We start from the raw sequence: 24,635 nt of genomic DNA on the forward strand, positions 1-24,635 counted from the left end.
CCGCACATGACAACCGCATTGCACCTCGCCCGCCCTGAAGACCTCGACCGCATCACGGCCATGGTCGCCAGCTTCCATGCCGAAACCGGGATCGAGATGACCGAAACCCTGTGCCGCGAGGCGCTGCTGCCGCTGCTCGAGGGCATCCCGCACGGCTGCGCCTACCTGATCGGCCCCGCCCGCGCGCCGCTCGGCTATGTCATCGTCAGCTTCGGCTGGTCAATCGCATGCGGCGGCATGGACGGGTTCGTCGACGAGATCTGGATCCGCCCCGCCGTGCGGCGCCGCGGCATTGCCTCCGAGGTGCTCACCGAGCTTCCCAAGGCGCTGGCCGGCGCCGGCCTCAAGGCGCTGCATCTCAAGCTCGACCGCGACAACGAGACCGCGCAACGTCTCTGTGTCCGCGCCCGGTTCCAGGGTCGCGACCCCCGCACGCTGATGACCCGCCGCCTCTGACCACCCTCTATCCGCCGCAAAGCGCCGCGAACCGCCGGGCCAGGTCGCGGAAATCCGCGGCCACGATATCCCAATCGCTCTCAGCGCGCAGATCGCGTTCCTGGCCGGGGCCATGTTCCTCCGGCCTGGGCACAAAACCCGTCGCCAGACCCGCCGCCCGCGCCGCCGCCAGATCGTCATTATGGGCGGCCACCATCATCACCTCTGCGGGCGCCAGCCTCAGCGCCGCGCAACTGGCCAGGTAGACCTCCGGCCGCGGCTTGTAGTCCCGGGCGAGGTCCGCCCCCAGGATACAATCCCACGGCAGGCCCGCATATCGCGCCAGCCGCGTCATCAGCGCTATCGACCCGTTGGAACAGGGCGCGATGATCGCCTGCGCCTGCAACGCCACCAGCCCCTCCAACACGTCCGGCCAGGGGTCGAGCCGCTCCCAGGCCGCGTTCAGCGCCCACCGGTCCGGCACCCGGACACCAAACGCCCGCGCCACGGTATCGAGGTTCTCCAGATGCAGGTCATCCAGCGGCACATAGCCGCGCGCGCCGTCGCGGATGCGCGCCATCGCCGGATCGTATTCGGCCCGCCAGGCGGTGGCGAAAGCCAGGGCGTCCACACCCGGCAGCACCGCCGCCACCTCGCGCGCCACCGACGACCGCCAGTCCACACAGGTTCCGAACACGTCGAAAATCAGTGCCTTGATCATGTCCGGGCCTCCCTCGCCGCCGCCGTGCTACAATGGGCACACAGCGGCGGGCGGATTTCAATGCCCGATGCAGGTCCCACCCGCCCCGCAACAGGAGGACACCCAAATGATCATGCGCATCTTTCAGGTCACCACCCGCCCCGGCAAGGAGGCAGCCTTTGCAGAATTCTTCCACGAAACAGCCATCCCCCTGATGAAGGGCACGAAAGGGATCGTCCAGGTGCTGCCCGGCGCGGCCCGCCCCGAAACCCCGCGCGACTTCAGTTTCGTGATGATCTGGGAGGATCTGGAGGCGCTCAAGGCCTTTGTCGGCGAGGATTACAACAGCCCCCATATCGACCCGGCTGAGGCCGAACTGGTCGAATCCCGAACCATCCGGCACTACGATTTCGTTGCAGACTGAGCCTATCGGGCTTCTTTCTGGTCGCAAATACTCCGGGGGAGCCGCCCGGAACGGGCGGCGGGGGCAGCGCCCCCTGCGCGGGCTCTCACAGGCGCATCTCGAAGAATCGCAGGAAATCGCGGGCTATCTCTGGCGGGTCGTAATAGGGATCGCGCCGCGCGAATCCCATCGCATCATAAAGCTTCTGCGCCGCCTCCAGCGGCGCGCCGGTATCCATGCGGATCGCGGCGAAGCCCTGCGCCCGGCAGGCCCGGACCAGCTCGATCATCAGCGCCAGCCCCGCGCCCCGGCCGCGCACCGCCTCGGTCAGATAAACCCGTTTGATCTCGGCGATTCCCGGCTCCAGCGTATGGAACATGCCGCAGCCAACCGGCACAGCTTGCGCCAGAACCAGCCGCACGCCGCCCTGCGGGGCCGTGTGCTCCTGCTCCAGCCGGTCCATCACCGCGGCATATTTCGCTTCGGGATAAAAGGTCTCGGCGATCACCCGGCTCTGCGGCGAGATAGCAAGCAGGAAATCGCGGTACTGCCAGCACAGGCGCCGGACCGCGTCGAACTGGTCCGGCGTTTGCGGTGTCACGATCTCGATCATGGTCCCCTCCGACGGCTCGAAGAGGACCATAGCATCGAAATCCTCAGCCGCGAAGGATCGAGCGCCCGGCGTATTCGGCCACCTCGCCCAGGGCTTCCTCGATGCGGATCAGCTGGTTGTACTTGGCCAGCCGGTCCGACCGCGCCAGCGAGCCGGTCTTGATCTGGCCGCAGTTCGTGGCTACCGCCAGATCGGCGATGGTGGCGTCCTCGGTTTCGCCCGAACGGTGGCTCATCACGTTGGTGTAACGGGCCCGATGCGCCATATCGACCGCCTTCAGCGTCTCGGTCAGCGAGCCGATCTGGTTCACCTTGACCAGCATCGAGTTGGCGCAGCCCTTGGCGATCCCCTCGGCCAGACGCGCCGGGTTGGTCACGAACAGGTCGTCGCCCACCAGCTGCACCTTGCCGCCCAACCGGTCGGTCAGCGCCTTCCACCCGTCCCAGTCATCCTCGGCCATGCCATCCTCGATCGAGATGATCGGGTAATCGGCCACCAGCGCCGCCAGGTAATCGACATTCTCCTCGCTCGACAGGGTTTTTCCTTCACCGGACAGCACATAATTGCCGTTCTTGAAGTATTCCGTCGCCGCGCAATCCAGCGCCAGGTGGATGTCGTCGCCGGGCTTGTATCCGGCCTTCTCGATCGCCTTCAGGATGAAATCCAGCGCGTCGCGGGTGCTCGACAGGTTCGGGGCAAACCCGCCCTCGTCGCCCACACCGGTGGCGAGACCCGCCGCCGACAGTTCCTTCTTCAGCGTATGGAACACTTCGGCACCCATGCGCACCGCGTCGCGGATGTTTTCCGCCGACACCGGCATGATCATGAATTCCTGGATGTCGATCGGGTTGTCGGCATGCTCGCCGCCGTTGATGATGTTCATCATCGGCACCGGCAGTACCCGGGCCGAGGTGCCGCCCACGTAGCGGAACAGCGGCTGGGTGGTGAAATCGGCAGCGGCCTTGGCCACGGCCAGCGACACGCCCAGGATGGCGTTGGCGCCCAGCCGACCCTTGTTCTCGGTCCCGTCCAGCTCGATCATCGCGCTGTCGATGGCAACCTGTTCAGTGGCGTCGAAGCCCACGAGTTCCTCGGCGATTTCGCCATTGACGGCGGCCACCGCCTCCAGCACGCCCTTGCCCATGTAGCGGCTCTTGTCGCCATCGCGGCGCTCGACGGCCTCGTAGGCCCCGGTCGAGGCGCCCGAGGGCACGGCCGCACGGCCCATTGTGCCGTCTTCCAGGATCACGTCCACCTCGACGGTCGGGTTGCCCCGGCTGTCCAGGATCTCGCGCGCGTGAATGTCGATGATGGTGCTCATGAAATCGGTCCCCGACTCTGCAATTGGATTGCCGCCCTCTTAGCAGCCGCAGCGCGAAAGTAAACCACGATAGTTAACGCTAACACGCAGAAAATCCACTGGTTAGGGCTAACATTTCCTTGTTTGCGCCAACAGCCGGGACGGATCACGTCGCTTTGGCAATTTGTCCCGAGGCGTTCCGGCTGCGCGCCATCTCGCGCGCCAGTCGCCGCTCGCGCAGGAAGGTGTAGAGCCCCGATCCGATGATCAGCGTGGCCCCCGCAAGGGTCAGCAGGTCGGGCTGCTCGCCAAACACCAGCATGCCTGCAAGAATAGAGAACACCAGCCGGGTATAGCGGAACGGCGTCACGGCCGAGGCCTCGCCCACCCGCATCGCGGTCACGATGCCATGATAGCCCAGCACACCGAAAATCACGGCACCGGCATAGGGCCCGACCTGAACGGAAGTGACGGGTGCAAATCCACCCGGCGAGAGCGCCATCATCACCCCGCCCACCAGCACAAGCGCCAGGTAGGCCTGGAACGACACCACCGCCGAGGCGACCCGCGCGTCGATCCGCCGGGTGATCAGGTCGCGCGCGGCCACCGCGATCACGCTCGCAACAACGAAAAGCGATTCCGGTCGGAACCCCTCCATCCCCGGCCGGATGATCATCAGCACACCGGCAAACCCGACGCCGATCGCGCTCCAGCGCCGCCAGCCCACTGTTTCACCCAGGAACAGCGCCGCCCCCATGGTCACTGCCAGCGGCATCGCCTGGAACACGGCGGCAACGGTCGACAGGTCGACCAGCGACAGCGCGGTGATGAAGGTCAGCGCACTGACCGCCTCGGTCCCGGCCCGCATCAGTGGCAGTGGCGACCAGGCGACGCGGGTGAACACCGGCTTGCGCGTCACCACCGCCATCACCAGGAAAACGGCCGCACAGAAAAGGCCCAGCACCAGCATGATCTGCCCGGTCGGCACCTCGGCGGAAAGGATCTTGATGAAAATGTCCTCAAGGGTAAAGGCCGCCATGGCGGCGACGACAAGCAGGATACCGTTGACATTGTTCATGGGTGTGCGCCTCGACAAGGCCCGGCGGACCGGGATTTGCCGGCAGCCAAAGCGCAAGCGCGCCGCCGTCGCAAGGGCGAATCCCTTGCCGCCGATGAAAAGACGTGGGCCGGTCCATCGCGCCATGTGATGACCCGGATGTCACCCTTGCGCCGCGCCCCGCGCGATCTCCGCCAATACCCGCATCGCTTCCTCCTCGCGCCCGTCAGGCACGAAAAGATGGTCATGGTAGAATCCAGATACCGGGTTCACACCCATTCCCCGCCGAGCAAGTTCGGTGGCGATGCGGGCGATGAACCCTACCGCCGCAAGCGAGGAATGCACCTCCAGCGTGATCATCCGGCAGGGAAACTCGTAATCCAGCCCCTGCACCTCGGCCTCGGATTGCAGAAGGATCAGCGTGGTGCCCTCGGCCTCGCGGAACATCATCCGGGGCCGAAGACCCCCCGGAACGGCGCCATCCTCGAGGCTGACGAACACGTGAATGCCGTCGACCAGTCGCGCCGAAAGGCTTTGCAACAGGATCTCCAGGTCGGTCTCGCCGCTCATTTCGCAATCTCCCTCGCCGCCCCTCGGTCCGCCTCGCGGCCCGGTGGCATCCCGATCCGGCGCTTGGGGCCAATACTATTAGGTGGCGGGCCGATCGGCTAGAATGGCGCCCGGATAGTGTCACCTTCAGCCGAATCAGAACCCGATGAAACCTCTCCTTGCCCTCCCCGCCATCTGCCTCTGCCTCGCGGCCCCGGCCCTTGCCGCCGACGCCTGTCCCTGGGCCGACGGCCAATACGCCTTCAGCGAGCATGGAATTTACGGAGATTTCGCGGTTAACGCGGATTGCACCGAACTGGTCTGGGACCGCCTCAGCAACGCCCCCGAAACCACCCCGCTGGAACGCAGCCGGGACGGCTGGAAGGGCGCACTGAGCAAGGCCGACGTAGAGCTTCTGGAAAACGGCGAACACCTGCGCTTGACCAGCACCGGCGGCGCCATGCGGCAGGTCAAGGCGAAACGCGAGAACTGACGATAAATCACGACGGCCGCCCGGAAAAACCGCGCCCGAAATGGCGCCGAGCGAAGCCCCCGCTTTTTCATCTTTTCCACAAAGACTCCGGGAGAGTCGCCCAGCGGGCGACGGGAACAGCGCCCCCTGCCGCCGTCGTCGCGCGCGGAAAGCCTAACCCTTGCGCAGCGGCACCCCGTAAAGTTCCAGCTTGTGCCCCTTGAGACGGTAGCCCAGCTTGGCTGCGATGCGCTCCTGCAAGGCTTCGATCTCGGGGTCGACGAATTCGATCACCTCGCCGGTATTCAGGTCGATCAGGTGGTCGTGATGGTCGCGCTCGGCATCCTCGTAGCGCGCCCGCCCGTCGCCGAATTCCAGCCGGTCGAGAATGCCCGCCTCCTCGAACAGCTTTACCGTTCTGTAGACCGTCGCGATCGAAATGCCGGCATCCATCTTCGACGCGCGGGCATAGAGTTCCTCGACGTCCGGATGGTCGTCGCTTTCCTCAAGCACCTGGGCGATGATGCGGCGCTGGCCGGTCATGCGCAGGCCCTTGGCCTCGCAACGGGCGATGATCGGTTTGGACATGGGCGCTTCCTGTCTCGGCATTCGGGTTACGGGTTTACATGCTGTTTCAGCACAGGGCTACCCGCCTTTTTATCACCGACCACGGTTGACATTCCCCGCTGCCGGGGTCACATGCAGTCGACGCCGATGTCCCCTGCCGCGTGAGCAGACGGAAACAAAAAGCGGGATGCACCCGCGCGGCCCTTTGCCGGGCCTTCCACCGGACACGGCACATCTGTTCCCACAGTCACGCATGGGGCAAACCGACGGACCGGTCCGGGGCACGAGGCTGCCGGGCAGAGGTTCGCGGACCCGCTCGTGACGCCGTGCCCCAGAGGGTCCGGCGCGAAGGAATAGATATGAGCGATTTCGACATGATGGGCCTGGACAAGGCCCTGGTGAACCGCCTGGCAAAGATGGGCATCACCGAACCGACCCCGATCCAGGCCCGGGCCATCCCCGAGGCGCTGAATGGCCACGACGTGATGGGTCTGGCCCAGACCGGCACCGGCAAGACCGCGGCCTTCGGCGTGCCGCTGATCACCTTGCTGAGCCAGGTCGGCCGCAAACCGGCGCGTGGCACCGTGCGCGGGCTGGTACTGGCCCCCACCCGCGAACTGGCGCAGCAGATCGCCGAAACGCTGAAGGCGCTGACCGAGGATACCCCGCTCAAGGTGGCAATCGTGGTGGGCGGCGTGTCCATCAACCCGCAGATCAAGCGACTGGAACGCGGCATCGACATTCTCGTTGCCACCCCGGGCCGTCTGATGGACCTGATGGAACGCCGCGCCGTCGATCTGGGCAGCTGCTCCTTCCTGGTGCTGGACGAGGCCGACCAGATGCTCGATCTGGGCTTTATCCATGCCCTGCGCAAGATCGCGGCGGTGCTGCCGAAGGAACGGCAGACCATGCTGTTCTCGGCCACCATGCCCAAGCTGATGAACGAGATCGCCCAGAGCTATCTGAAGAGCCCGCGCCGGATCGAGGTCTCGCCCCCGGGCAAGGCCGCCGACAAGGTGACTCAGGTGGTGCATTTCATCGCCAAGGCGGCCAAGACCGATCTGCTGATCGAGCTTCTGGACACCCATCGCGACGAACGCGCCATCGTCTTCGGACGCACCAAATGGGGCTGCGAGAAACTGGCGAAAACGCTGGAAAAGGCGGGCTTCGCCACCGCCGCCGTGCATGGCAACAAGAGCCAGGGCCAGCGCGACCGCGCCATAGCCGCCTTCAAGGAGGCCGAGGTCCGCGTTCTCGTGGCCACCGACGTGGCCGCGCGCGGTCTCGACATTCCGGACGTGAAGCATGTCTACAACTACGAACTGCCGAACGTGCCGGATGCCTATGTCCACCGCATCGGCCGCACCGCGCGGGCGGGCAAGGACGGCGCCGCCATCGCCTTTTGCGCACCTGACGAGATGGAGGAACTGGCCGCCATCCAGAAGGTGATGAAGGCCGCGATTCCGGTCGCCTCGGGCCGACCCTGGCAGCCGATGGAAGACCCGGCAAAACCGGCCGCCAAGAAAGGCCCGCAACGGGGCGGCGGCGGCAAGCCCGGCGACGCCCACCGCAGCCGCAGGGGCGGCCGCGGCCGCGGCGGACCGCGCAAGGCGGCCTGACAGGGATTTGTTTCGCCGCCTGACAGCGGCGACCAACCGGGGGCTCTGCCCCCGGACCCCCGGGATATTTCAGGCAAGAGGATGGAAGCTAGCCCACCGCCACCAGGTCGGCCCAGACCGGCAGGTGGTCCGAGGCGATATGCGCCGGGCGGTCGGCATGAACGCCATGCGCCGTCACCGCCAGACCGCCGCTGTGCGCGATACGGTCGAGCGCGCCCAGGGGCTGCGGCGACGGAAAGCTGGGGCGCGGCGGCAAAAACCGCATCATCGGCGCCAGGTGATCGAGCACCGGCTGGCGCGACCATTCGTTGAAATCCCCGGCCCAGACCGTCGGCATCGCCTCCAACCGGACCATGTCCCGCGCCAGATGCACCACCTGGTCGCGCCGTGACGCGCTCAGCAGCCCCAGGTGCATGCCCACCACGCGCAGGGGGCCGATCGGCGTGTCGAACTCGACCCGCACCGCGCCGCGCGGCTCCAGCCCTGGCAGATCGTGATGGGCGGTGGCGCGCAGGGTGATATCCGCCCCCTGCCAGATCACCGCATTGCCATGCCAGCCCAGCGAGCCCGCACCGCCAAGATCGGCAATCTGCCACCCCGCCTCGTTCAGCACGAAATGCGGCAGTGCTGCGGGGCGCGGCGGCAGGCGCTTGTCGGCCTCTTGCAGAACCACGACCTGCGCGCCGAGCGCGTCGAGCACCTGCAGAATGCGGCGCGGCTGACGGCGCAGGTCGAGACCCACGCATTTCTGGATGTTGTAGCTGGCAAGCCGCAGGGTATCGGGACGGGGCATCGGTTCTACAGGACGTCTCTTTCCCCTGTCATGCGGGAGGTCGCGCCGCAAAGCAAGAGCGTCCGGGCCGGATCTGCTTGACATGTGCAGGAACTGCACATCCTTTTGGCGCATGGAAGAAAAACGCCCCGTCGATGCGGCCGGAGCCGCCGCCCTGATCGGTATCGCCGCGCTGCTGGCCTTCAACCAGGTCGTCATCAAGATCACGGGTGGAGGATTCGGCCCGGTGTTCCAGGCCGGTCTGCGCTCGGGTATCGCGCTTGTCTTCCTGCTGGGCTGGATATGGGTACTGGGCAAGCCGATGGCCTTTCCCCGCGCTGCGATCGCGGGCGGGCTGATCACCGGGCTTCTCTTCACCGTCGAGTTCATGGCCATCTTTACCGCGCTCGACCTGACCGCGGTATCGCGATCCTCGATCCTGTTCTATTCGATGCCGGTCTGGCTGGCGCTCGGGGCCCATGTCCTGCTGCCGGGAGAGCGGCTGTCCGGCCCTCGGGTCATGGGGCTCATGCTGGCGATGGTTGGCGTGGTGCTGGCGCTGCTCGACCGCGATGCCGCCCATGTGAGCCTGACCGGCGATGCGCTGGCCGTGTTTGCCGCCATGTGCTGGGCCGGGCTGGCGCTGGTGGTGCGGATCACGCCGCTGGCGCGGGTGTCGGCCGAATTGCAGCTGATGTGCCAGCTGGTGGTCTCGGCTCCGATCCTGCTGATGCTGGCGCCGTTCTTCGGCGATCTCATGAGGGATCCACAACCCTTGCACTGGGCCGGGCTGCTGTTCCAGTCGATCGGGGTCGTTGGCCTGGGTTTCATGATCTGGTTCCGGTTGCTGGCCACCTACCGGGCAAACGGGGTCGCTTCGTTCAGCTTCCTGTCGCCGGTGCTGGCGGTGATCTTCGGCTGGCTGGCGCTGGGCGAGCATGTGGCGGGTCAGGTCTGGCTGGCGCTCGGTCTGGTGGCGGCGGGCATCTTCCTGATCAACCGGCGCTGAGACGGTGGAGGTGCGGGGGCTCTGCCCCCGCCGCCCCATGGGCGACTCCCCCTGAGTATTTTCGAAAAGATGAAGATCAGGTGCCGCAGAACGTGGCCTGGACGACCTCGTTTTCCGCGGGCGGGCGGGTAAGGTCGATCTGATCCGGCTGATCCTCGTAGGGACGGGCGAGCACGGCGTTGAGCCGGTGAAAGAGCGTGTAATCGTCATTCACCGCCGCCGCGATCATCTGCTCGATCCGGTGGTTGCGCGGGATGAAGGCAGGGTTCGCGGCGCGCATCAGCGCATCGGGACCAGCTTCTTGCCCGAGGCGCTGCTGCCAGCCTTCGGCCCAGCCATCATAGGCGGTGGGGTCGGTGAACTGGTCGCGCGCCCTGGCACTGCCGAGAGCGCGGAACGTGTTGGTGAAATCCGCCTGTTCGCGGGCCATCCGGTTGAGCAGGTCGGTGACCAGCGCCTTGTCGGCATCGGTGGGCCGGTCAATGCCGATCTTGGCGGCGAAAACCCTGAGCCATTCGCGCTCCAGCAGTCCGGGCATCGCGTGCACGATCCCGGTCGCCTCCTCGACGGCGGCTTCCTTGTCCTCCATCTGCTGGATCAGCGCGGTAGCAAGCTGCGCCAGGTTCCAGACCGCGATGTCAGGCTGGTTCGAATAGGCATAGCGCCCGAACCGGTCGATCGAGGAATAAACGGTGTCGGGGTGGTAGCTGTCCATGAAGGCGCAGGGGCCATAGTCGATGGTCTCGCCCGAGATCGAACTGTTGTCGGTGTTCATCACCCCGTGGATGAAACCCACCCCCATCCAGAGCGCGATCAGGCGCGCCTGGGCGTCGCGCACCGCTGCCAGAAGGCCCATTGGCCCCTGCGCATCCGGGTAGTGGCGCGCAATGGCATAATCCGTCAGGCTCCGAAGATGTGCAATCTCGCCCCGCGCCGCAAAGACCTGGAAGGTGCCGACCCGCAGGTGACTTTGCGCCACTCGCGTCAGCACCGCACCCGGCAGGGCGCGCTCACGCAGCACGGTTTCTCCCGTCTCGACCACGGCCAGGGCGCGGGTGGTGGGGATACCGAGTGCGGCCATCGCCTCGCTCACCACGTATTCGCGCAGCACCGGCCCCAGCCAGGCCCGCCCATCGCCCGAGCGCGAATAGGGCGTGCGGCCGGCCCCCTTGAGCTGGATGTCGCGGCGGATGCCGTCCGCCCCCACCACCTCGCCCAGCAGGATCGCGCGCCCATCACCAAGCTGCGGATTGTATTGGCCGAACTGGTGCCCGGAATAAAGTTGCGCCAGCGGCTGGGCCCCTTCGGGCACCGCGTTGCCGGCAAAGACCTGCGCCATCTCCTGCGCCTCGCCCGGCTGGATGCCCAGCACCCGCGCCAGGTCGGCGTTGAACGCGACCAGCCGCGGCGCGCGCACCGGATCCGGCGCCTGGACGGAAAAGAAACCGCCCGGCAGACGGGCATAACTGTTGTCGAAGGGGATCGATAAAGTCATGCAGCATAGATATGATCCGGCGAACGAAAAACCAGCCCCGACAGAAACCCAAGCAAGCCCCATGACCGCCGAAGAGATCATCCGCCGCCTCGAACTGGAACCCCATCCCGAAGGCGGCTGGTACCGGCAGACATGGATGGCCGAGAACGAGGGGCGCGCAACCGGCACCTGTATCTACTTCCTTCTCAAATCCGGCGAGCGCAGCCATTGGCACCGGGTCGACGCCACCGAGATCTGGCTCTGGCACGCCGGCGCGCCGCTGATCCTGTCGCTGAGCGGGACCGACGCGGGCCCCGCCACCGACCACCTGCTGACCCCGGATCTGGCTGCCGGCGCGCCGCAACTGATCGTGCCGCCGGACTGGTGGCAGGCCGCGCGCAGCACCGGCGAATACACGCTGGTCAGCTGCACCGTCTCACCCGGCTTCCGGTTCGAGGGGTTCGAGCTGGCGCTGCCCGGCTTCGACATTCCCCGCGCTTGACGCGTACCGCCGCCGCGTTAGGCTCGGGCGCATGGATCACCGTACCCTTGTCGCCAGCCTGCCGCCCGAGACCCGCGCCGAGCTTCTCGCCTGCTCCGACGCCGCCGGGCTGAAACACCTGGCGCTCTATGGGACACTTCTTGGCCTGACCAGTCTCGGCATCCTGTTGCGCGTCCCGCTCTGGCCTCTTCTGGTGGTGCCACAGGGGGTTCTGCTCGTTTTTCTCTTCACTCTCTGCCACGAATGCACCCACAAGACGCCGTTCCGCTCGGCCTGGCTGAACGAGGTCGCGGGCCATGTCTCGGGCGGGCTGATCGCCCTACCCTTCATCTGGTTCCGCTACTTCCACCTGGCCCATCACAAATGGACCAACGACCCGCAGCGCGACCCCGAACTCGCCGGCAAGCCGCGCCCGGGCAACCGGCGCGACCTGGCACTTTACCTGAGTGGATGGCCCTATTGGAGCGGCATGGCAAAGGTGCTGTCCGCCAATGCCCGGGGCCGGTTCGACGCGCCCTACCTGCCCGAACGCCAGCACCCTGCGATGCGGCACGAGGCGCGGGTTCTGCTCGCCCTCTATGCGCTGGCGCTGGCCAGCCTCGCCATCTCGCCGCTTGTCCTCTGGCTCTGGATCGTGCCGCTTGTCATCGGCCAGCCGTTCCTGCGGCTCTACCTCCTGGCCGAACACGGGCTCTGCCCGCCGGTGGCCGACATGTTGGAAAACTCGCGCACGACTTTCACCACCCGCCTCGTGCGCTTCCTCGCCTGGAACATGCCCTATCACGCCGAGCACCATGCCTACCCGGCAGTGCCTTTTTACCGCCTCCCGGCCTTGCACTGCTGGACCCGGACGCATCTGAAAAACACCTCGGACGGCTATGCCGCCTTCGCCGCGCAATACCTTGCCCAACTGAAGGACTGACCGGCCCTCGATCCGCTTGCAAATCAGAGAATCCCGCCCTCCGAGCCCCTTCCCGCATCAACACCGCTTGCCGCTGTACCGAGCACAAAAAGCCGCCCTGCCTTGCAGAGTGGCGTTACTGCTTCTTTCTGGTCGGAAATACTCCGGGGGTGAGGCCCGCGAGGGCCGAGGGGGCGGAGCCCCCTTCAGGTTCCGTCCGGCAGGCTGACGATGCCGCCCCCCACCAGCGCCCCGACCCCGGTGGTGCCGGGGCACGAGGTCGGCAGCCCCCTTGCCACCCGCACCGCCAGATAGGCGAAAGCCTGCGCCTCCAGCATGTCACCATCCAGACCGACCCGCTCCACCGGTTCGACCGGACAGTCGAGTGACACGAGCAACATCTCCATCAGCACCGGGTTCAACCGCCCGCCGCCGGTGACCAGCACACGTGCGGGCGGACGCGGGCAATGCTCCATCCCCTGCGCGACGGCCGCCGCGCACATGCCTGTCAGTGTCGCCACCGCATCGCTGTCGCTGAGCTCCGACACCAATCCGATCATCTCGGCAAAATCGTTCCGGTCCAGTGACTTGGGCGGCATTCTTGCAAAATAGGGCTCGGCCAGGAAAAGCTCTAGCGCGCCGGTTTCCACCGTGCCGCCCCGCGCCACCGCGCCGCCCTCGTCCATCGGCAGACCCAGCCGCGCCTGCATAAGGTCGTTGACCGGCGCATTGGCCGGACCGGTGTCAAAGGCCAGAAGCGCCCCGGGCACCTCGGGCCGGTCAAAACCCGGGTCCACATAGGTCAGGTTTCCCACCCCGCCGAGGTTGAGGAAACACAAGGGCTCACGCGCGCCAATCCACTTGGCGCAGGCAAAGTGAAAGAACGGCGCCAAAGGCGCCCCCTCGCCCCCCAACTGAACATCGTCGCTGCGGAAATCCCAGACCACCGGCCGCCCCAGGGCGGCGGCCAAAGCCGCGCCATCGCCCACCTGGAGCGTGCCGCGCCCGCGCGGCTCATGCGCCAGGGTCTGACCGTGGAACCCCACCAGATCGGCGCCCTCGAACCCGGCCAGCGCCTCGGCATGCGCGCGCGTCACCAGATCGCCCGCCGCCTCGACCTCGGGCCCGCTCCAGCGCCCCAGACCCGCCCGCAGCACGCTGCGCTCCTCGGGGGAGTAGCCGCGATACCCCACCGGCCCGAATCCGAAAATCCTATGCCCGTCGGTCTCCACCACAGCCGCATCGACCCCGTCCAGCGACGTGCCCGACATCGCCCCAAGTGCCGTCACCGGCCCCTCTCGCCCGATGGCCCTCTTCATGGCCTTTTCCTTTGTTCAACTGCCGCCTATAAGTGCCCCGCAATCCAACCCCGAGGCAAGACATGACCTACCATCCCAAATCGGATTTCATCGCGGTGATGATGGAGCGCGGCTTTCTCGCCGACTGCACCGATTACCAGGGCCTCGACGAGGCGCTGCTCAAGGGATGCCAGCCCGGCTATATCGGCTTCGACGCCACCGCCAAGTCGCTGCACGTGGGCAGCCTTATCCAGATCATGATGCTACGCTGGCTGCAAAAGACCGGGCACAAGCCGATCACCCTGATGGGCGGCGGCACCACCAAGGTGGGCGACCCGTCCTTCCGTGCCGAAGAGCGCCCGCTGCTCACACCCGCGCAGATCGACGAGAATATCGCCGGGATCAAAAAAGTCTTTGCCGCCTATATCGACTATGACAGCGGCGCCCAGAATGCCGCGCTGATGCTCAACAATGACGAATGGCTGGCCGATCTGAACTACCTCGATTTCCTGCGCGACATCGGGCGGCATTTCTCGGTCAACCGGATGCTCAGCTTCGAGAGCGTGAAATCCCGCCTCGATCGCGAACAGTCGCTCAGCTTCCTCGAATTCAACTACATGATCCTTCAGGCCTATGACTTCATGGAGCTGAACCGCCGCTATGGCTGCATCCTGCAAATGGGCGGCTCGGACCAGTGGGGCAATATCGTCAACGGCATCGACCTGACCCGCCGGGTGATCGACCACGAGGTCTATGGCCTGACCTCGCCGCTCCTGACCACCTCGGACGGCAAGAAGATGGGCAAAAGCCAGGACGGCGCCGTGTGGCTCAATGCCGACATGCGTTCGCCCTACGAATTCTGGCAGTTCTGGCGCAACACCACCGATGCCGATGTCGGCCGCTTCCTGAAGCTCTATACCGAACTGCCCATCGACGAATGCGCGCGCCTGGGCGCGCTTGCGGGATCCGAGATCAACACCGCCAAGATCATCCTTGCCAACGAGGTGACCGCGCTCTGCCACGGGGCCGAGGCGGCGAAGGCGGCCGAGGCCACCGCCCGCGAGGTGTTCGAAAAGGGCGGCATCGGCGACGACCTGCCCACGCTTACCCTCGGCACCGCGGACCTGCCCGCCTCGATCGTTCAGTTGATCGTCAAATCCGGCCTCGCCAAATCCGGCAAGGAGGCCAAGCGCCTGATCGCCGAAGATGGCGCGCGCCTGAACGACGCCCCGCTGACCGATGCCGGGCTGATGATCGAAGCGGGCGATCTGGCGCAGCCGATCAAGCTCAGCGCAGGCAAGAAACGCCACGCGCTGGTGCAGCTTGCCTAGGCCCGCCTGCCCCTTCATTTCGCCGCAAATACTCCGGGGGTGAGGCCCGCAAGGGCCGAGGGGGCAGCGCCCCCTGTTGCCCCCACGGGGCTTACCACAGCGACGTAACCCCTAACCCCAGCAGCAGCACGGCAGACAGGATCGCCGCCAGCAGGGCGGCGGCCCCCCGTGTCGGTCTCGGGGCGGTGATCCCCTGGCCAAGAACCCGTTTCATAGGCGCATTAACACGGTTTTAGGTTTCAAACCGGTTAATGGCGCCATGTTCGAACCCACCGCCCCCGATGCGCCTCCCCTGCAACAAAGCGCCGAATTCGCCGCCGCCCTGGCGCTCTGCGGCCAGCCCCCGGCGCGGCTCGACGATGGCGCGCTGGTGCTCACGCGCCGCCTCGCCGCTGTGCCGGTGGCCTTGCTCAGCCGCGCACGGACGGATCCGGGTGCGCTGCCTGACCTGCTCGCCCGCGCCGGGCTGCGCCGCAGCGTGATCCTTATGAACCCGGACGCACCCTGCCCGAGCCTCGAAAGGCTGGGCGCGGTTCCGTTGATCACCCCCGCCCATGTGGCCGAACTGGACCTGACCGGCGACCTGATGGCCGGTCTGCATCCCAAGTGGCGCAACCGCCTGCGCCATGCCCGCCGGCAGGGCCTGCACGTATCGCACGGCGACCTGCCGCATGACCCCGCCCATTGGCTGCTGACCGCCGAGGCCGCGCAACAGCGCGCGCGCGGCTATCGCAACTGGCCCACGGCCCTGACGCTAGCCTATGCCGGCGCCAACCCCGGCGCGACCCAACTCTTCACCGCCCACCAGGGCAACACACCCATCGCGAGCCTCCTGATCCTGCGCCATGGCACAGCGGCAAGCTATCACATCGGCCACAGCACCCCGGCGGGTCGCGCCACCAGCGCCCAGACCCTGCTGATGTGGCAGGCGATGGCCTGGCTCGCCTTACAGGGCGTCACACGGCTCGATCTCGGCCCGGTAGAGACCGAAGGCAATCCGGGGCTCGCCCGTTTCAAGCTCGGCACTGGCGCCCGTCTGCGTCCGCTGGGCGGCACCTGGGCCTGGTGGCCGCCCCTGGGCCAGACGTTGCGTCCGCTGGCGCGGCTCGACCGGTCCGCGATGCATCCGGGCTGGACAGACAGTCCCGCGCCGGATTATTGAACATATGTTCATATCAGGGAGAGGCCCATGCAACTCGACACCACCGCAGCCGTGATCACCGGCGGCGCTTCCGGCCTGGGCGAGGCGACCGCCCGCTATTTCGCAGCCCACGGCGCGCAAGTCACCATCTTCGATCGCGACGTGGCGCGCGGCGAGGCTGTCGCCGCCGAGATCGGCGGCCACTTTGCCCAGACCGACGTGACCAGCGAAGAGTCGGTCGCCGCCGCCATCGCCCATGCCAAGGCCAGCATGGGCAAGATCACCGTCGCGGTGAACTGCGCCGGCATCGGCACCGTCGGCAAGACGCTGGGCAAGGATGGCCCACTGCCGCTCAGGACTTTCGAGATGACGATCGACGTCAACCTGCTGGGCAGCTTCAACGTCGCCCGCCTGGCCGCCGCCGAGATGGCCCGGAACGAACCCGACGCCGATGGCGAGCGCGGCGTGATCATCAACACCGCCTCCATCGCCGCCTTTGACGGGCAAAAAGGCCAGGTCTCCTATTCGGCCTCCAAGGGCGGCATCGTCGGCATGACACTGCCGATGGCCCGCGATCTTGCCCGTGACAACATCCGGGTCATGGCCATTGCGCCGGGCATCTTCCTGACGCCCATGCTGCTGGGCCTGCCGCAAGAGGCACAGGATTCGCTCGCCGCCGAGGTCACCTGTCCCGCCCGCCTGGGCCGCCCCGAAGAGTTCGGCCGCATGGCCGCCTTCATCGTGCAGATGAGTTACCTGAACGGCGAGGTCATCCGCCTCGACGGCGCGCTGCGGATGCGCTGATCCGCCCGATACCACGCTTTACAAAACGGTCAGTACCGGCCTCTGGGCCGGTACAAAACGGCCAATTCGCGCCTATTCGGCCTCGGCCTTTTCGGCCAGCAGCAGCCATTCCTCCTCGGCCGCGGACAGTTTCTCCTGCCGCTGCACCAGCGCCTCGGTCGCCTTCTGGAACTTGACCGGCTCGCGCGTGTAAAGCTCGGGGTCCGCCATCAATTCGTTCAGCTTGCCGATCTCTGCTTCCAGACGCGCGATCTCGGCCGGCAGGGCCTCCAGCCGATGTTTCTCGGAAAAGGTCAGTCCCGCTTTCGGTTTTACCTCGGACTTCACCTTCGGCGTCGAAGCTTTTGTTTTTTCTACTGGTTCCGTTGGGTTTTCACCCCGCTGCGCACGATAATCCGACCAGCCGCCGGGATAGACGGTGGCCTTGCCATCCCCCTCCATCGCCACCGTGGTGGTGGCAACACGGTCCAGAAAATCCCGGTCGTGGCTGACCAGCAGGACGGTGCCATCATAGTCGTCCAGCAACTCCTGAAGCAGGTCCAGCGTCTCGACATCCAGATCGTTGGTCGGTTCGTCCAGCACCAGCAGGTTCGACGGTCTCGCCATCAACCGCGCCACCAGAAGCCGGGCTTTTTCCCCACCTGACAAGGACTTGACGGCCGCTCTTGCCTGCCTTTCGTCGAACAGGAAATCCTTCAGGTAGGCGACGACATGGCGCGGTTGGCCACGCACCATAACCTGATCGGCCTTGCCCGAAACGCGCATCTCAGGATCTCCGGTCAGGCTGTCCCACAGGGACATCTCGGGGTCAAGTTGCGCGCGGGTCTGATCAAAGACCGCGATCTCCAGATTGGTGCCCAATTGCACAACACCTGCATCCGGTTCCACCTGTTGCAACAACATCTTGAGAACCGTGGTCTTACCGACGCCGTTCGGCCCCACAAAGGCAACCCGGTCGCCACGCAAGACGGTCAGATCGAAACCCCTGACGATGGTCTTGCCGTCATAGGTCTTGGTCACCCCCTTGGCCTCGATCACTTTGCGCCCGGATTTTGGACCTGAATCCAAAGACATGGCCGCCGTACCCTGGCGCTTTATCTGGGCCGCGCGTTCGGTGCGCAGCGCCTGCAAGGCGCGAACACGGCCCTGGTTGCGTTTGCGCCGCGCGCTGATGCCCTCGACCGCCCAGCGGCCTTCGGACTTGATCAGCCGGTCCAGTTTGTGACGGGCGGAGTCCTCTTCCTCCCATACCTTGTCGCGCCAGGCTTCGAAATCCTCGAAACCCCGCTCTTGCCTGCGGACCATTCCCCTGTCTATCCAGAGAGTTGCGCGGGTAAGCTCACGCAAGAATGCACGGTCGTGCGAGATCAGCACAAAGGCCGCACGGGTCGAGGACAGCTCGCGCTCCAACCAGCCGATCGCCTCGATATCCAGGTGGTTGGTCGGCTCGTCCAGCAACATCAGGTCCGGCGCCTCGGCCATCAGCTTGGCCAGCGCCGCGCGCCGCCGTTCGCCGCCCGAGGCGGTCTCGACCGCGCGGGCCGGATCGAATTTAAGACCCTCTCCGGCGCGTTCAACCCTGTAGAGTTCGCCCGGTTCCAGCCCGCTGGAGGCATAGTCACCGAGCGTCGCAAACCCGGTCATCACCGGATCCTGCTCCATGTAACCCACTGACTTTCCGGGAGGTATCACGATCTCTCCGGCGTCCGGCTCGACCAGGCCAGCCATCACCTTCATCAGGGTGGATTTGCCCGAACCGTTGCGCCCGACAAGCGCGACGCGGTCACTGGGCTGAACCACAAGGTCGAGCCCGGAAAACACCGGATCGCCGCCGAAGGTCAGCGAGATGCCGGTCATCTGCAAAAGAGGAATACGTGCCATGAGCGCCAGCTAAACCGCGGCTTGCGGGACGTCAACGCCCCATCTGGGCCTGCTATCCGGCGACCGCGCGCAGCAGACGCTTGCGCGCCGGCGGAATCGCACCGATCTCGACCCCGGTGAAGACATGCAGCGTGTTCATCTGCCGGTCCACCACCGCATGGTCGCTGACCCAACCGCCCATCATCAGATAGGTTTTCAGCAAGGGTGGCATCCTGAGCATCGCCTTTTTCACATCGGGCTTGCGCCGAAGCCGGGCCGCGAACCGGAAGACATGCGGTGCCTTGACCCGAGGCAACCAGCGTTTCGGCGCCAGATGGCGATGTTTCAGCATCGCAAATGCGTCCAGGTAATCTTCGGTCTCGGTTCCTGCGAAGGACGAACAGCCAAACAGCATCTCGATCCCGTTGCGATCGACAAATGCGGTCATCGCCCCCCAGGCCACACGCAGGATATCCGGGTCGTGGCAGTCGGGGTGCAGGCAGAACCGGCCCATTTCAACCATGGGCCCGTCGAACACTTCGAGCGCGGAAAGATCGTAGAACTGTGCCGAGTAGCTGTTGCCGATTTCGCACCCGCCCTGCGTCGTGAGCATGCGGAAACAGCAAACGAGCGCACCTTCCGCGCATATGTCCTCGATCAGAACATGATCACAGATGAGGTCGAACCGGTCCCGGTCGGGATCCGCGGTCTGGAACGCCACTGTCCGCAGGGCCTGCGCCGCCAACACGTCCTCCGGCGTCGAAGCCAGCCGTGCGCGGTAGCGGCCCTTGCTCAACAGAACAGCGTCTCCCATGACCCGGTCCTCCACGAGATCGCCCGATGGTATTCCTCCGGACCCTAGCACACAAGATGTGACGGGCGGGTGACGTATCCGCAAAAACCGATGCGGATCAGTTGATGACGTTGGCTGGATTGAACGAGCCGATGTTGCCAATCAGCTGGCGCAGGAAGGTCTTGTCGTCGATGCTCGAACTCGTCACCCGGCGCTCGAGCGCAATGATCTGGCCATCTTCCAGACCATAGCGTTCGATATTCCGCACGACCCCGCGCTGGTCGAAACTGATGGCAACCAGTTGGCGGGACACGACCTCGGGCGCGCGGGCCCCGTAATGGCGCATGCGGCTGGAAACATAGTAATATCCGCTGTCATTCAGCAAACCCGATGAACTGGGAGCACCGACTGCTTCGAGGACGCTGTCGCGCGTGTCCACGCCCACGGTGATCGCGGCAAGCTCTTCTTCGGTGGGAATATAGCCGTGATTGCGGTAGATGGCCGTACAAGCGGTCACAACGCCAACAGTGAGTCCGATCGCCAGCACGCGACATACCGGTTTCATCAGCCCTGCGGTCTTTGACATTCCTGCCCCCTTGCCTTGGCCTTGCGCGCCTTTTATCCCGATTACAGAAACCTTTGCTTCGGTTCAACAGACGAAAGCCACGCGATGACTGACGAAACCGTGCTGCGGGTCGCTGATCTGCCGCAAAACAGGGCCACGACCTTTACGTTGAGGCCGGATTCCGCCCGACTCGGCGAACTGGCGCGGGAACTTGGAATCGACGGGGTGCGAAAGCTCTCTTTCGGGGGCGAGTTACGGGCCGAAGGAAAAAGCGACTGGCGACTGACGGCCATACTGGGGGCAACTGTCGTGCAGCCTTGTGTCGTGACGCTGGAACCGGTGACGACGCGGATCGACACCGAAGTGCGCAGGCTTTTCGTCAAGGACTGGGCCGAGCCGGACGAGGAAGAAGCCGAAATGCCCGAAAACGACGAGGCGGAGCCGCTTGGCCCGGTGATCGACCTGAACGCGGTCATGACCGAAGCGCTGGCGCTGGCGCTGCCCGCCTATCCGCGCAAGGAGGGCGTCGAATTGGGTGAAGCCGTGTTCGCCGAACCCGGCAAAACGGCAATGACCGACGAAGACACCCGCCCTTTCGCCGGACTGGCGGCGTTGCGCGACAAGCTGAAAAAAGATCAATGACAAGGGTGTGGAAACCTGCCATACGGGGCGGTCAGAAAAACCCCTTGAACGTGGCGAGAATCGCAGTATTTTCGCGCGCTCAATCGGATTTAGGGTTGGACAACGCGCGGGCAGAAGCCTAAACGCTCGTCACACCTTCTGGGAAACGTAGTACGAAACCGGCCCACGGTTCTGATCGGGGCCCACAGTTAAGACAAAGGTTGAGACAATGGCTGTCCAACAGAACAAAGTATCCAAATCGCGTCGCAACATGCGCCGTGCGCATGACGCCCTGGTTGCTGCCAACCCGAACGAGTGCCCGAACTGCGGCGAGCTGAAGCGCCCGCACCACGTTTGCGGTGCCTGCGGCCATTATGACGACCGTGAAGTCGTCGCCAAGGCCGACGAGATCGAGCTGGACGAAGACGCGGCCTAAGCCCGTCCCCGAGCAGGCCACGGCATGACAGCTCAGCCCGATCAGACCGGCATGGCGACCGGAAAGATCATCATCTCGGTTGACGCTATGGGCGGGGACGCGGGTCCTTCGGTCGTGGTGGCAGGGATTGCAAAATCGGCAAAGAAGAACCCCGAACTGGGGTTCATTCTTCACGGCCCCGAAGAAACGCTGCGCAAGCTGGTTTCCAAGCGGCGCGTTCTCGAAGGACGCGTCGTTTTTCGTGATTGCCCGGATGTCGTCACGATGGAGGACAAGCCGAGCCAGGTCGTACGCAACGGCAAGAACACGTCGATGTGGTCGACACTCGAATCGGTCCGGACTGGCGAAGCCACGGGCGCGGTGAGTTGTGGCAATACCGGCGCGCTCATGGCGCTCAGCATGCTGCGCCTGCGTCGCCTGCCCGGTGTGACCCGACCCGCGATCGCGATTCTGTTCCCGTCGCGAAATCCGCAAGGCTTCAACGTGCTTCTGGACGCCGGCGCCGATATTCGCGCCGACGCACCCGACTTGCTGCAATATGCGCTGATGGGCGCATCCTATGCCCGCAACGGGATGCACCTGTCGCGACCGCGCGTCGGCCTTCTGAATGTCGGCACCGAAGAGCACAAGGGCCGTGCCGAGTTGAAAGAGGCGCAAGCCCTCATTGCCCAATACGCTGAGCCCGCCAAATTCGAATTCGTGGGATTCGTCGAAGGCAGCGACATACCCGGAACGCGCTGCGATGTGATTGTCACGGACGGATTCACCGGAAATGTCGCGATCAAGACGGGCGAAGGCACCGCGCGGATGATCGCCTCGCTTCTGCGTGAGGCATTCAAGTATTCCCCTTTGTCGCGTCTCGCATCTGTGCTGGCGGTTACATCGCTGCGGCGCCTCAGCAAGAGGATTGACCCGCGCCAGGTCAACGGCGGCGTCTTTCTCGGCCTGAATGGCACGGTAATCAAATCGCATGGCAGCGCCGATGCAACCGGAGTTTCGGCGGCCATCAAGCTGGCGTTCACGCTGGCGCGGTCGGGTTTTGCCGAAAGGCTGGCAGCGCGCGTTGCCTCTGTCGCCGAACTGACGCAGGATGTCGCGCAATCCGCAGATGCGGCTTTGAACAAAGAAAAAGAAAGCAACTGATCCGATGACAGGCCGAGCAGTCGTAAAAGGTGTCGGGCACTATCTTCCCGCACGAGTCGTTCCCAACTCCGAATTCGAAAAGACCTTGGACACTTCGGACGAATGGATTCGCAGCCGATCGGGGATCGAAAGACGCCATTTCTCGGCCGAGGGAGAGACCACTTCGGACCTGGCCACAAATGCCGCCAAGGCCGCGCTGGACGACGCCGGCATGAGCGCCGACCAGATTGACGCCATCATCCTGGCGACGTCGACGGCGGATCTTACATTTCCGTCGGCGGCGACGATGGTCCAGGCGCGTCTTGGAATGACCGGCGGCTTTGCCTTCGACGTACAGGCGGTTTGCGCCGGGTTTGTCTATGCGCTGAGCAATGCCAATGCCCTGATCGTATCGGGTCAGGCCAGGCGGGTGCTGGTAATCGGCGCGGAAACCTTCAGCCGAATCATGGACTGGACCGACCGTTCCACCTGCGTGCTGTTCGGTGATGGCGCCGGAGCAGTGGTTCTGGAAGCCGAGGAAGGCACCGGTACCCCGGAGGATCGGGGTATCCTGGCCGTCGATCTGAACTCGGACGGCCGCTATCGTGACCTGCTTTATGTTGATGGTGGCGTGTCGACTCAGACGACCGGCTATCTTCGGATGCAGGGAAATCAGGTGTTCCGACACGCTGTCGAAAAACTGGCGCAAACTGCTGAAAACGCTTTGGAAAAAGCCGGCCTCAGCAGTTCGGACGTCGACTGGATCGTACCGCATCAGGCCAACATCCGCATCATTCAGGGCACCGCCAAGAAGATGGGACTGCCGATGGAGAAGGTTGTCATAACGGTTCAGGATCACGGAAATACATCGGCCGCATCGATCCCTCTGGCCCTTTCCGTTGGCAAGCAGCGCGGCCAGATCAAGAAAGGCGATCTGGTGGTCACTGAGGCGATCGGCGGCGGCCTGGCATGGGGCGCGGTGGTCCTGCGCTGGTAACGGCCTAACCCACGCTTTGCAATTCATTGATATTGACAGGGAATTTCCCCTACCCCTATGCTTCATCATCAGCATGGGGGTCCGCATGAGCGACAAAACTCTGACACGAATGGATTTGAGCGAAGCCGTATTCCGCGAAGTCGGCCTTTCCCGCAATGAAAGCGCGCAGTTGGTCGAAAGTATGCTGAACCATATGTCCGACGCGCTGGTCAACGGCGAACAGGTCAAGATCTCGTCCTTCGGCACGTTCAGCGTGCGCGAGAAAACGGCGCGTGTCGGCCGCAACCCCAAGACCGGGGAAGAAGTGCCCATCCAGCCGCGCCGCGTCCTGACATTCCGTCCATCGCACCTGATGAAAGAACGGGTTGCCGCCGGAAATCGCAAGTAAAATCAAGGGCACATTTCATGAGCAAGTCGCCGGACGCCTTTCGCACCATCTCCGAAGTCGCGGAATGGTTGGGTGTTCAGGCTCATGTGCTGCGCTTCTGGGAAAGCAAGTTCAGCCAGGTAAAGCCGGTCAAACGTGCGGGTGGACGGAGATATTACCGGCCGGCCGACATGTTGTTGCTGGGCGGCATCAAGAAGCTGCTGCATGACGACGGAATGACGATCAAGGGCGTTCAGAAACTTCTGCGGGAACAGGGCGTGCTTCATGTTTCCGAGTTTTCGCAAGGTCTGGAGGACACCGCCGTTTCCAATCTTGAAGACGGCGGCAATGTCGTGAGGTTCAACGCAGCCAAGCTCGCGGATTCGAGCCCGGCGCAGTTTTCCATGGATCTCGGCGATCGCAACGTCCTGAACGATCTGTTTCCCGATCTGGTTTCGGACAGAGCCGCGACCGGCGAGGATGATTTGTCCGGTTCGACCGGCGACGATGGTGATGACGACGACGATGACGCCATAGAAATCGTGAATCTCTCGCCCCCTTCCGCAGCAGGAAAAGAGTTTTCGGCAGAAACCGAAGCAACGGTTCCCGCGGTCAGCGAAGAATCCAAGGGCGAGAATACGGACGAGGATATGGATACGGCACCCGGAATCCTGAGCGCGGTTGCACAGACTACCGCCTTGCCCGCGAAAATGGCCATGGAAATCGCGCCCCTTGCCACGCAATTGAAAGATTGGCTGTCGCGGCAGGCCAGTTGAAAAAGGTCATGATTTCCCCTTGCCCCTGCCGAGAAAACCGGTATGAACACTCCATCGTCGGGCTATGGCGCAGCCTGGTAGCGCGTCCGTCTGGGGGACGGAAGGTCGCAGGTTCGAGTCCTGCTAGCCCGACCAAATCATACCGACGAAA

The 24,635-nt window shown here is 64.7% G+C and carries 29 protein-coding genes and 1 tRNA gene; 17 read left to right on the forward strand and 13 right to left on the reverse strand.

Annotation, left to right across the window (positions count from 1 at the left end; genetic code table 11):
- Positions 1-6 precede the first annotated feature (6 nt).
- Positions 7-456 carry a GNAT family N-acetyltransferase gene (locus BLT75_RS01930; protein WP_093027339.1) on the forward strand — a complete coding sequence of 150 codons (450 nt, stop codon included), beginning with the start codon at positions 7-9 and terminating at the stop codon, positions 454-456.
- 7 nt (positions 457-463) lie between these two features.
- Here the strand turns inward: BLT75_RS01930 and BLT75_RS01935 are convergent, their stop codons facing one another.
- Complete coding sequence (locus BLT75_RS01935; protein ID WP_093027137.1) at positions 464-1,156, reverse strand: haloacid dehalogenase type II; 693 nt, start codon at positions 1,154-1,156, stop codon at positions 464-466.
- A gap of 106 nt (positions 1,157-1,262) precedes the next feature.
- Between BLT75_RS01935 and BLT75_RS01940 the strand changes: the two genes are divergently transcribed.
- Positions 1,263-1,559 (forward strand): antibiotic biosynthesis monooxygenase family protein, encoded by a 297-nt coding sequence (locus tag BLT75_RS01940; RefSeq protein WP_093027341.1) that lies wholly within the window; start codon positions 1,263-1,265, stop codon positions 1,557-1,559.
- Between the two features lie 85 nt (positions 1,560-1,644).
- Here the strand turns inward: BLT75_RS01940 and BLT75_RS01945 are convergent, their stop codons facing one another.
- From BLT75_RS01945 to BLT75_RS01960, 4 genes are all read right to left on the reverse strand, one after another.
- Complete coding sequence (locus BLT75_RS01945) at positions 1,645-2,151, reverse strand: GNAT family N-acetyltransferase (RefSeq protein WP_093027343.1); 507 nt, start codon at positions 2,149-2,151, stop codon at positions 1,645-1,647.
- A gap of 43 nt (positions 2,152-2,194) precedes the next feature.
- On the reverse strand, positions 2,195-3,472 hold the full coding sequence (eno, locus tag BLT75_RS01950) for a phosphopyruvate hydratase (protein WP_093027139.1): 1,278 nt from the start codon (positions 3,470-3,472) through the stop codon (positions 2,195-2,197).
- Positions 3,473-3,617: 145 nt separating this feature from the next.
- On the reverse strand, positions 3,618-4,529 hold the full coding sequence (locus BLT75_RS01955) for a DMT family transporter (RefSeq protein WP_093027345.1): 912 nt from the start codon (positions 4,527-4,529) through the stop codon (positions 3,618-3,620).
- 141 nt (positions 4,530-4,670) lie between these two features.
- The gene (locus BLT75_RS01960; protein WP_093027141.1) at positions 4,671-5,078 is read right to left on the reverse strand and encodes an ACT domain-containing protein; all 408 of its coding nucleotides are present in this window, start codon (positions 5,076-5,078) and stop codon (positions 4,671-4,673) included.
- A gap of 145 nt (positions 5,079-5,223) precedes the next feature.
- Here BLT75_RS01960 and BLT75_RS01965 point away from each other — a divergent pair, with 145 nt between their 5' ends.
- Positions 5,224-5,550, forward strand: coding sequence for a hypothetical protein (locus tag BLT75_RS01965; RefSeq protein WP_093027144.1), 327 nt, complete (start codon positions 5,224-5,226; stop codon positions 5,548-5,550).
- Between the two features lie 153 nt (positions 5,551-5,703).
- Here BLT75_RS01965 and BLT75_RS01970 read toward each other — a convergent pair whose 3' ends face one another.
- Positions 5,704-6,117 (reverse strand): Fur family transcriptional regulator, encoded by a 414-nt coding sequence (locus BLT75_RS01970; protein WP_093027146.1) that lies wholly within the window; start codon positions 6,115-6,117, stop codon positions 5,704-5,706.
- Between the two features lie 338 nt (positions 6,118-6,455).
- On the opposite strand from BLT75_RS01970, the gene BLT75_RS01975 reads away from it, so the two are divergent.
- Positions 6,456-7,715 carry a DEAD/DEAH box helicase gene (locus tag BLT75_RS01975; protein WP_093027148.1) on the forward strand — a complete coding sequence of 420 codons (1,260 nt, stop codon included), beginning with the start codon at positions 6,456-6,458 and terminating at the stop codon, positions 7,713-7,715.
- Between the two features lie 88 nt (positions 7,716-7,803).
- Here BLT75_RS01975 and BLT75_RS01980 read toward each other — a convergent pair whose 3' ends face one another.
- On the reverse strand, positions 7,804-8,508 hold the full coding sequence (locus BLT75_RS01980; RefSeq protein WP_093027347.1) for an endonuclease/exonuclease/phosphatase family protein: 705 nt from the start codon (positions 8,506-8,508) through the stop codon (positions 7,804-7,806).
- Between the two features lie 112 nt (positions 8,509-8,620).
- On the opposite strand from BLT75_RS01980, the gene BLT75_RS01985 reads away from it, so the two are divergent.
- Positions 8,621-9,496, forward strand: coding sequence for a DMT family transporter (locus BLT75_RS01985; protein WP_093027150.1), 876 nt, complete (start codon positions 8,621-8,623; stop codon positions 9,494-9,496).
- Between the two features lie 76 nt (positions 9,497-9,572).
- Here BLT75_RS01985 and BLT75_RS01990 read toward each other — a convergent pair whose 3' ends face one another.
- Entirely contained in the window at positions 9,573-10,991 is a 1,419-nt protein-coding gene (locus tag BLT75_RS01990; protein WP_093027152.1) for a protein adenylyltransferase SelO, read from the reverse strand.
- 61 nt (positions 10,992-11,052) lie between these two features.
- On the opposite strand from BLT75_RS01990, the gene BLT75_RS01995 reads away from it, so the two are divergent.
- Together BLT75_RS01995 and BLT75_RS02000 are read left to right on the forward strand one after the other, a co-directional pair.
- Positions 11,053-11,472 carry a cupin domain-containing protein gene (locus BLT75_RS01995; protein ID WP_093027154.1) on the forward strand — a complete coding sequence of 140 codons (420 nt, stop codon included), beginning with the start codon at positions 11,053-11,055 and terminating at the stop codon, positions 11,470-11,472.
- A 31-nt stretch (positions 11,473-11,503) separates the two neighbouring features.
- The gene (locus BLT75_RS02000; protein ID WP_093027156.1) at positions 11,504-12,394 is read left to right on the forward strand and encodes a fatty acid desaturase; all 891 of its coding nucleotides are present in this window, start codon (positions 11,504-11,506) and stop codon (positions 12,392-12,394) included.
- Between the two features lie 185 nt (positions 12,395-12,579).
- On the opposite strand, the gene BLT75_RS02005 is transcribed toward BLT75_RS02000, so the two are convergent.
- On the reverse strand, positions 12,580-13,692 hold the full coding sequence (locus BLT75_RS02005; RefSeq protein ID WP_093027158.1) for an anhydro-N-acetylmuramic acid kinase: 1,113 nt from the start codon (positions 13,690-13,692) through the stop codon (positions 12,580-12,582).
- A gap of 62 nt (positions 13,693-13,754) precedes the next feature.
- On the opposite strand from BLT75_RS02005, the gene tyrS reads away from it, so the two are divergent.
- Positions 13,755-15,002, forward strand: coding sequence for a tyrosine--tRNA ligase (tyrS, locus tag BLT75_RS02010; RefSeq protein ID WP_093027160.1), 1,248 nt, complete (start codon positions 13,755-13,757; stop codon positions 15,000-15,002).
- 91 nt (positions 15,003-15,093) lie between these two features.
- Here tyrS and BLT75_RS25040 read toward each other — a convergent pair whose 3' ends face one another.
- Positions 15,094-15,216 (reverse strand): hypothetical protein, encoded by a 123-nt coding sequence (locus BLT75_RS25040; protein ID WP_281243116.1) that lies wholly within the window; start codon positions 15,214-15,216, stop codon positions 15,094-15,096.
- Between the two features lie 45 nt (positions 15,217-15,261).
- Here BLT75_RS25040 and BLT75_RS02015 point away from each other — a divergent pair, with 45 nt between their 5' ends.
- Positions 15,262-16,164, forward strand: coding sequence for a GNAT family N-acetyltransferase (locus BLT75_RS02015; protein ID WP_093027162.1), 903 nt, complete (start codon positions 15,262-15,264; stop codon positions 16,162-16,164).
- A 27-nt stretch (positions 16,165-16,191) separates the two neighbouring features.
- Entirely contained in the window at positions 16,192-16,947 is a 756-nt protein-coding gene (locus BLT75_RS02020) for an SDR family NAD(P)-dependent oxidoreductase (RefSeq protein WP_093027164.1), read from the forward strand.
- 72 nt (positions 16,948-17,019) lie between these two features.
- On the opposite strand, the gene BLT75_RS02025 is transcribed toward BLT75_RS02020, so the two are convergent.
- The 3 genes from BLT75_RS02025 to BLT75_RS02035 all read right to left on the reverse strand — a co-directional run bounded on the left by BLT75_RS02025 (position 17,020) and on the right by BLT75_RS02035 (position 20,186).
- Positions 17,020-18,828: an ABC-F family ATP-binding cassette domain-containing protein gene (locus tag BLT75_RS02025; protein ID WP_093027166.1), complete on the reverse strand. Its 1,809-nt coding sequence runs from the start codon at positions 18,826-18,828 to the stop codon at positions 17,020-17,022.
- A gap of 52 nt (positions 18,829-18,880) precedes the next feature.
- Complete coding sequence (locus tag BLT75_RS02030; protein ID WP_093027168.1) at positions 18,881-19,621, reverse strand: GNAT family N-acetyltransferase; 741 nt, start codon at positions 19,619-19,621, stop codon at positions 18,881-18,883.
- A 97-nt stretch (positions 19,622-19,718) separates the two neighbouring features.
- Complete coding sequence (locus BLT75_RS02035; RefSeq protein WP_093027170.1) at positions 19,719-20,186, reverse strand: outer membrane protein assembly factor BamE; 468 nt, start codon at positions 20,184-20,186, stop codon at positions 19,719-19,721.
- 84 nt (positions 20,187-20,270) lie between these two features.
- Here BLT75_RS02035 and BLT75_RS02040 point away from each other — a divergent pair, with 84 nt between their 5' ends.
- The 7 genes from BLT75_RS02040 to BLT75_RS02070 all read left to right on the forward strand — a co-directional run bounded on the left by BLT75_RS02040 (position 20,271) and on the right by BLT75_RS02070 (position 24,619).
- Complete coding sequence (locus BLT75_RS02040) at positions 20,271-20,807, forward strand: YceD family protein (protein ID WP_093027349.1); 537 nt, start codon at positions 20,271-20,273, stop codon at positions 20,805-20,807.
- 208 nt (positions 20,808-21,015) lie between these two features.
- Positions 21,016-21,222, forward strand: a complete 207-nt coding sequence (gene rpmF, locus BLT75_RS02045; protein ID WP_093027172.1) for a 50S ribosomal protein L32 — start codon at positions 21,016-21,018, stop codon at positions 21,220-21,222.
- A 24-nt stretch (positions 21,223-21,246) separates the two neighbouring features.
- Positions 21,247-22,365, forward strand: coding sequence for a phosphate acyltransferase PlsX (gene plsX, locus BLT75_RS02050; protein WP_093027174.1), 1,119 nt, complete (start codon positions 21,247-21,249; stop codon positions 22,363-22,365).
- A 4-nt stretch (positions 22,366-22,369) separates the two neighbouring features.
- Positions 22,370-23,341 (forward strand): beta-ketoacyl-ACP synthase III, encoded by a 972-nt coding sequence (locus BLT75_RS02055; RefSeq protein WP_093027176.1) that lies wholly within the window; start codon positions 22,370-22,372, stop codon positions 23,339-23,341.
- Between the two features lie 85 nt (positions 23,342-23,426).
- A complete protein-coding gene (gene ihfA, locus BLT75_RS02060; protein ID WP_093027351.1) occupies positions 23,427-23,729 on the forward strand; it encodes an integration host factor subunit alpha in 303 nt (100 codons plus the stop codon).
- An 86-nt stretch (positions 23,730-23,815) separates the two neighbouring features.
- Positions 23,816-24,484: a MerR family transcriptional regulator gene (locus BLT75_RS24695; protein ID WP_245706303.1), complete on the forward strand. Its 669-nt coding sequence runs from the start codon at positions 23,816-23,818 to the stop codon at positions 24,482-24,484.
- A 58-nt stretch (positions 24,485-24,542) separates the two neighbouring features.
- Positions 24,543-24,619: transfer RNA gene (locus BLT75_RS02070), tRNA-Pro, on the forward strand.
- The last annotated feature ends 16 nt before the right edge of the window (positions 24,620-24,635 follow it).

Source organism: Ruegeria marina (genome assembly GCF_900101475.1).
Classification (GTDB): Bacteria; Pseudomonadota; Alphaproteobacteria; order Rhodobacterales; family Rhodobacteraceae; genus Ruegeria_B; species Ruegeria_B marina.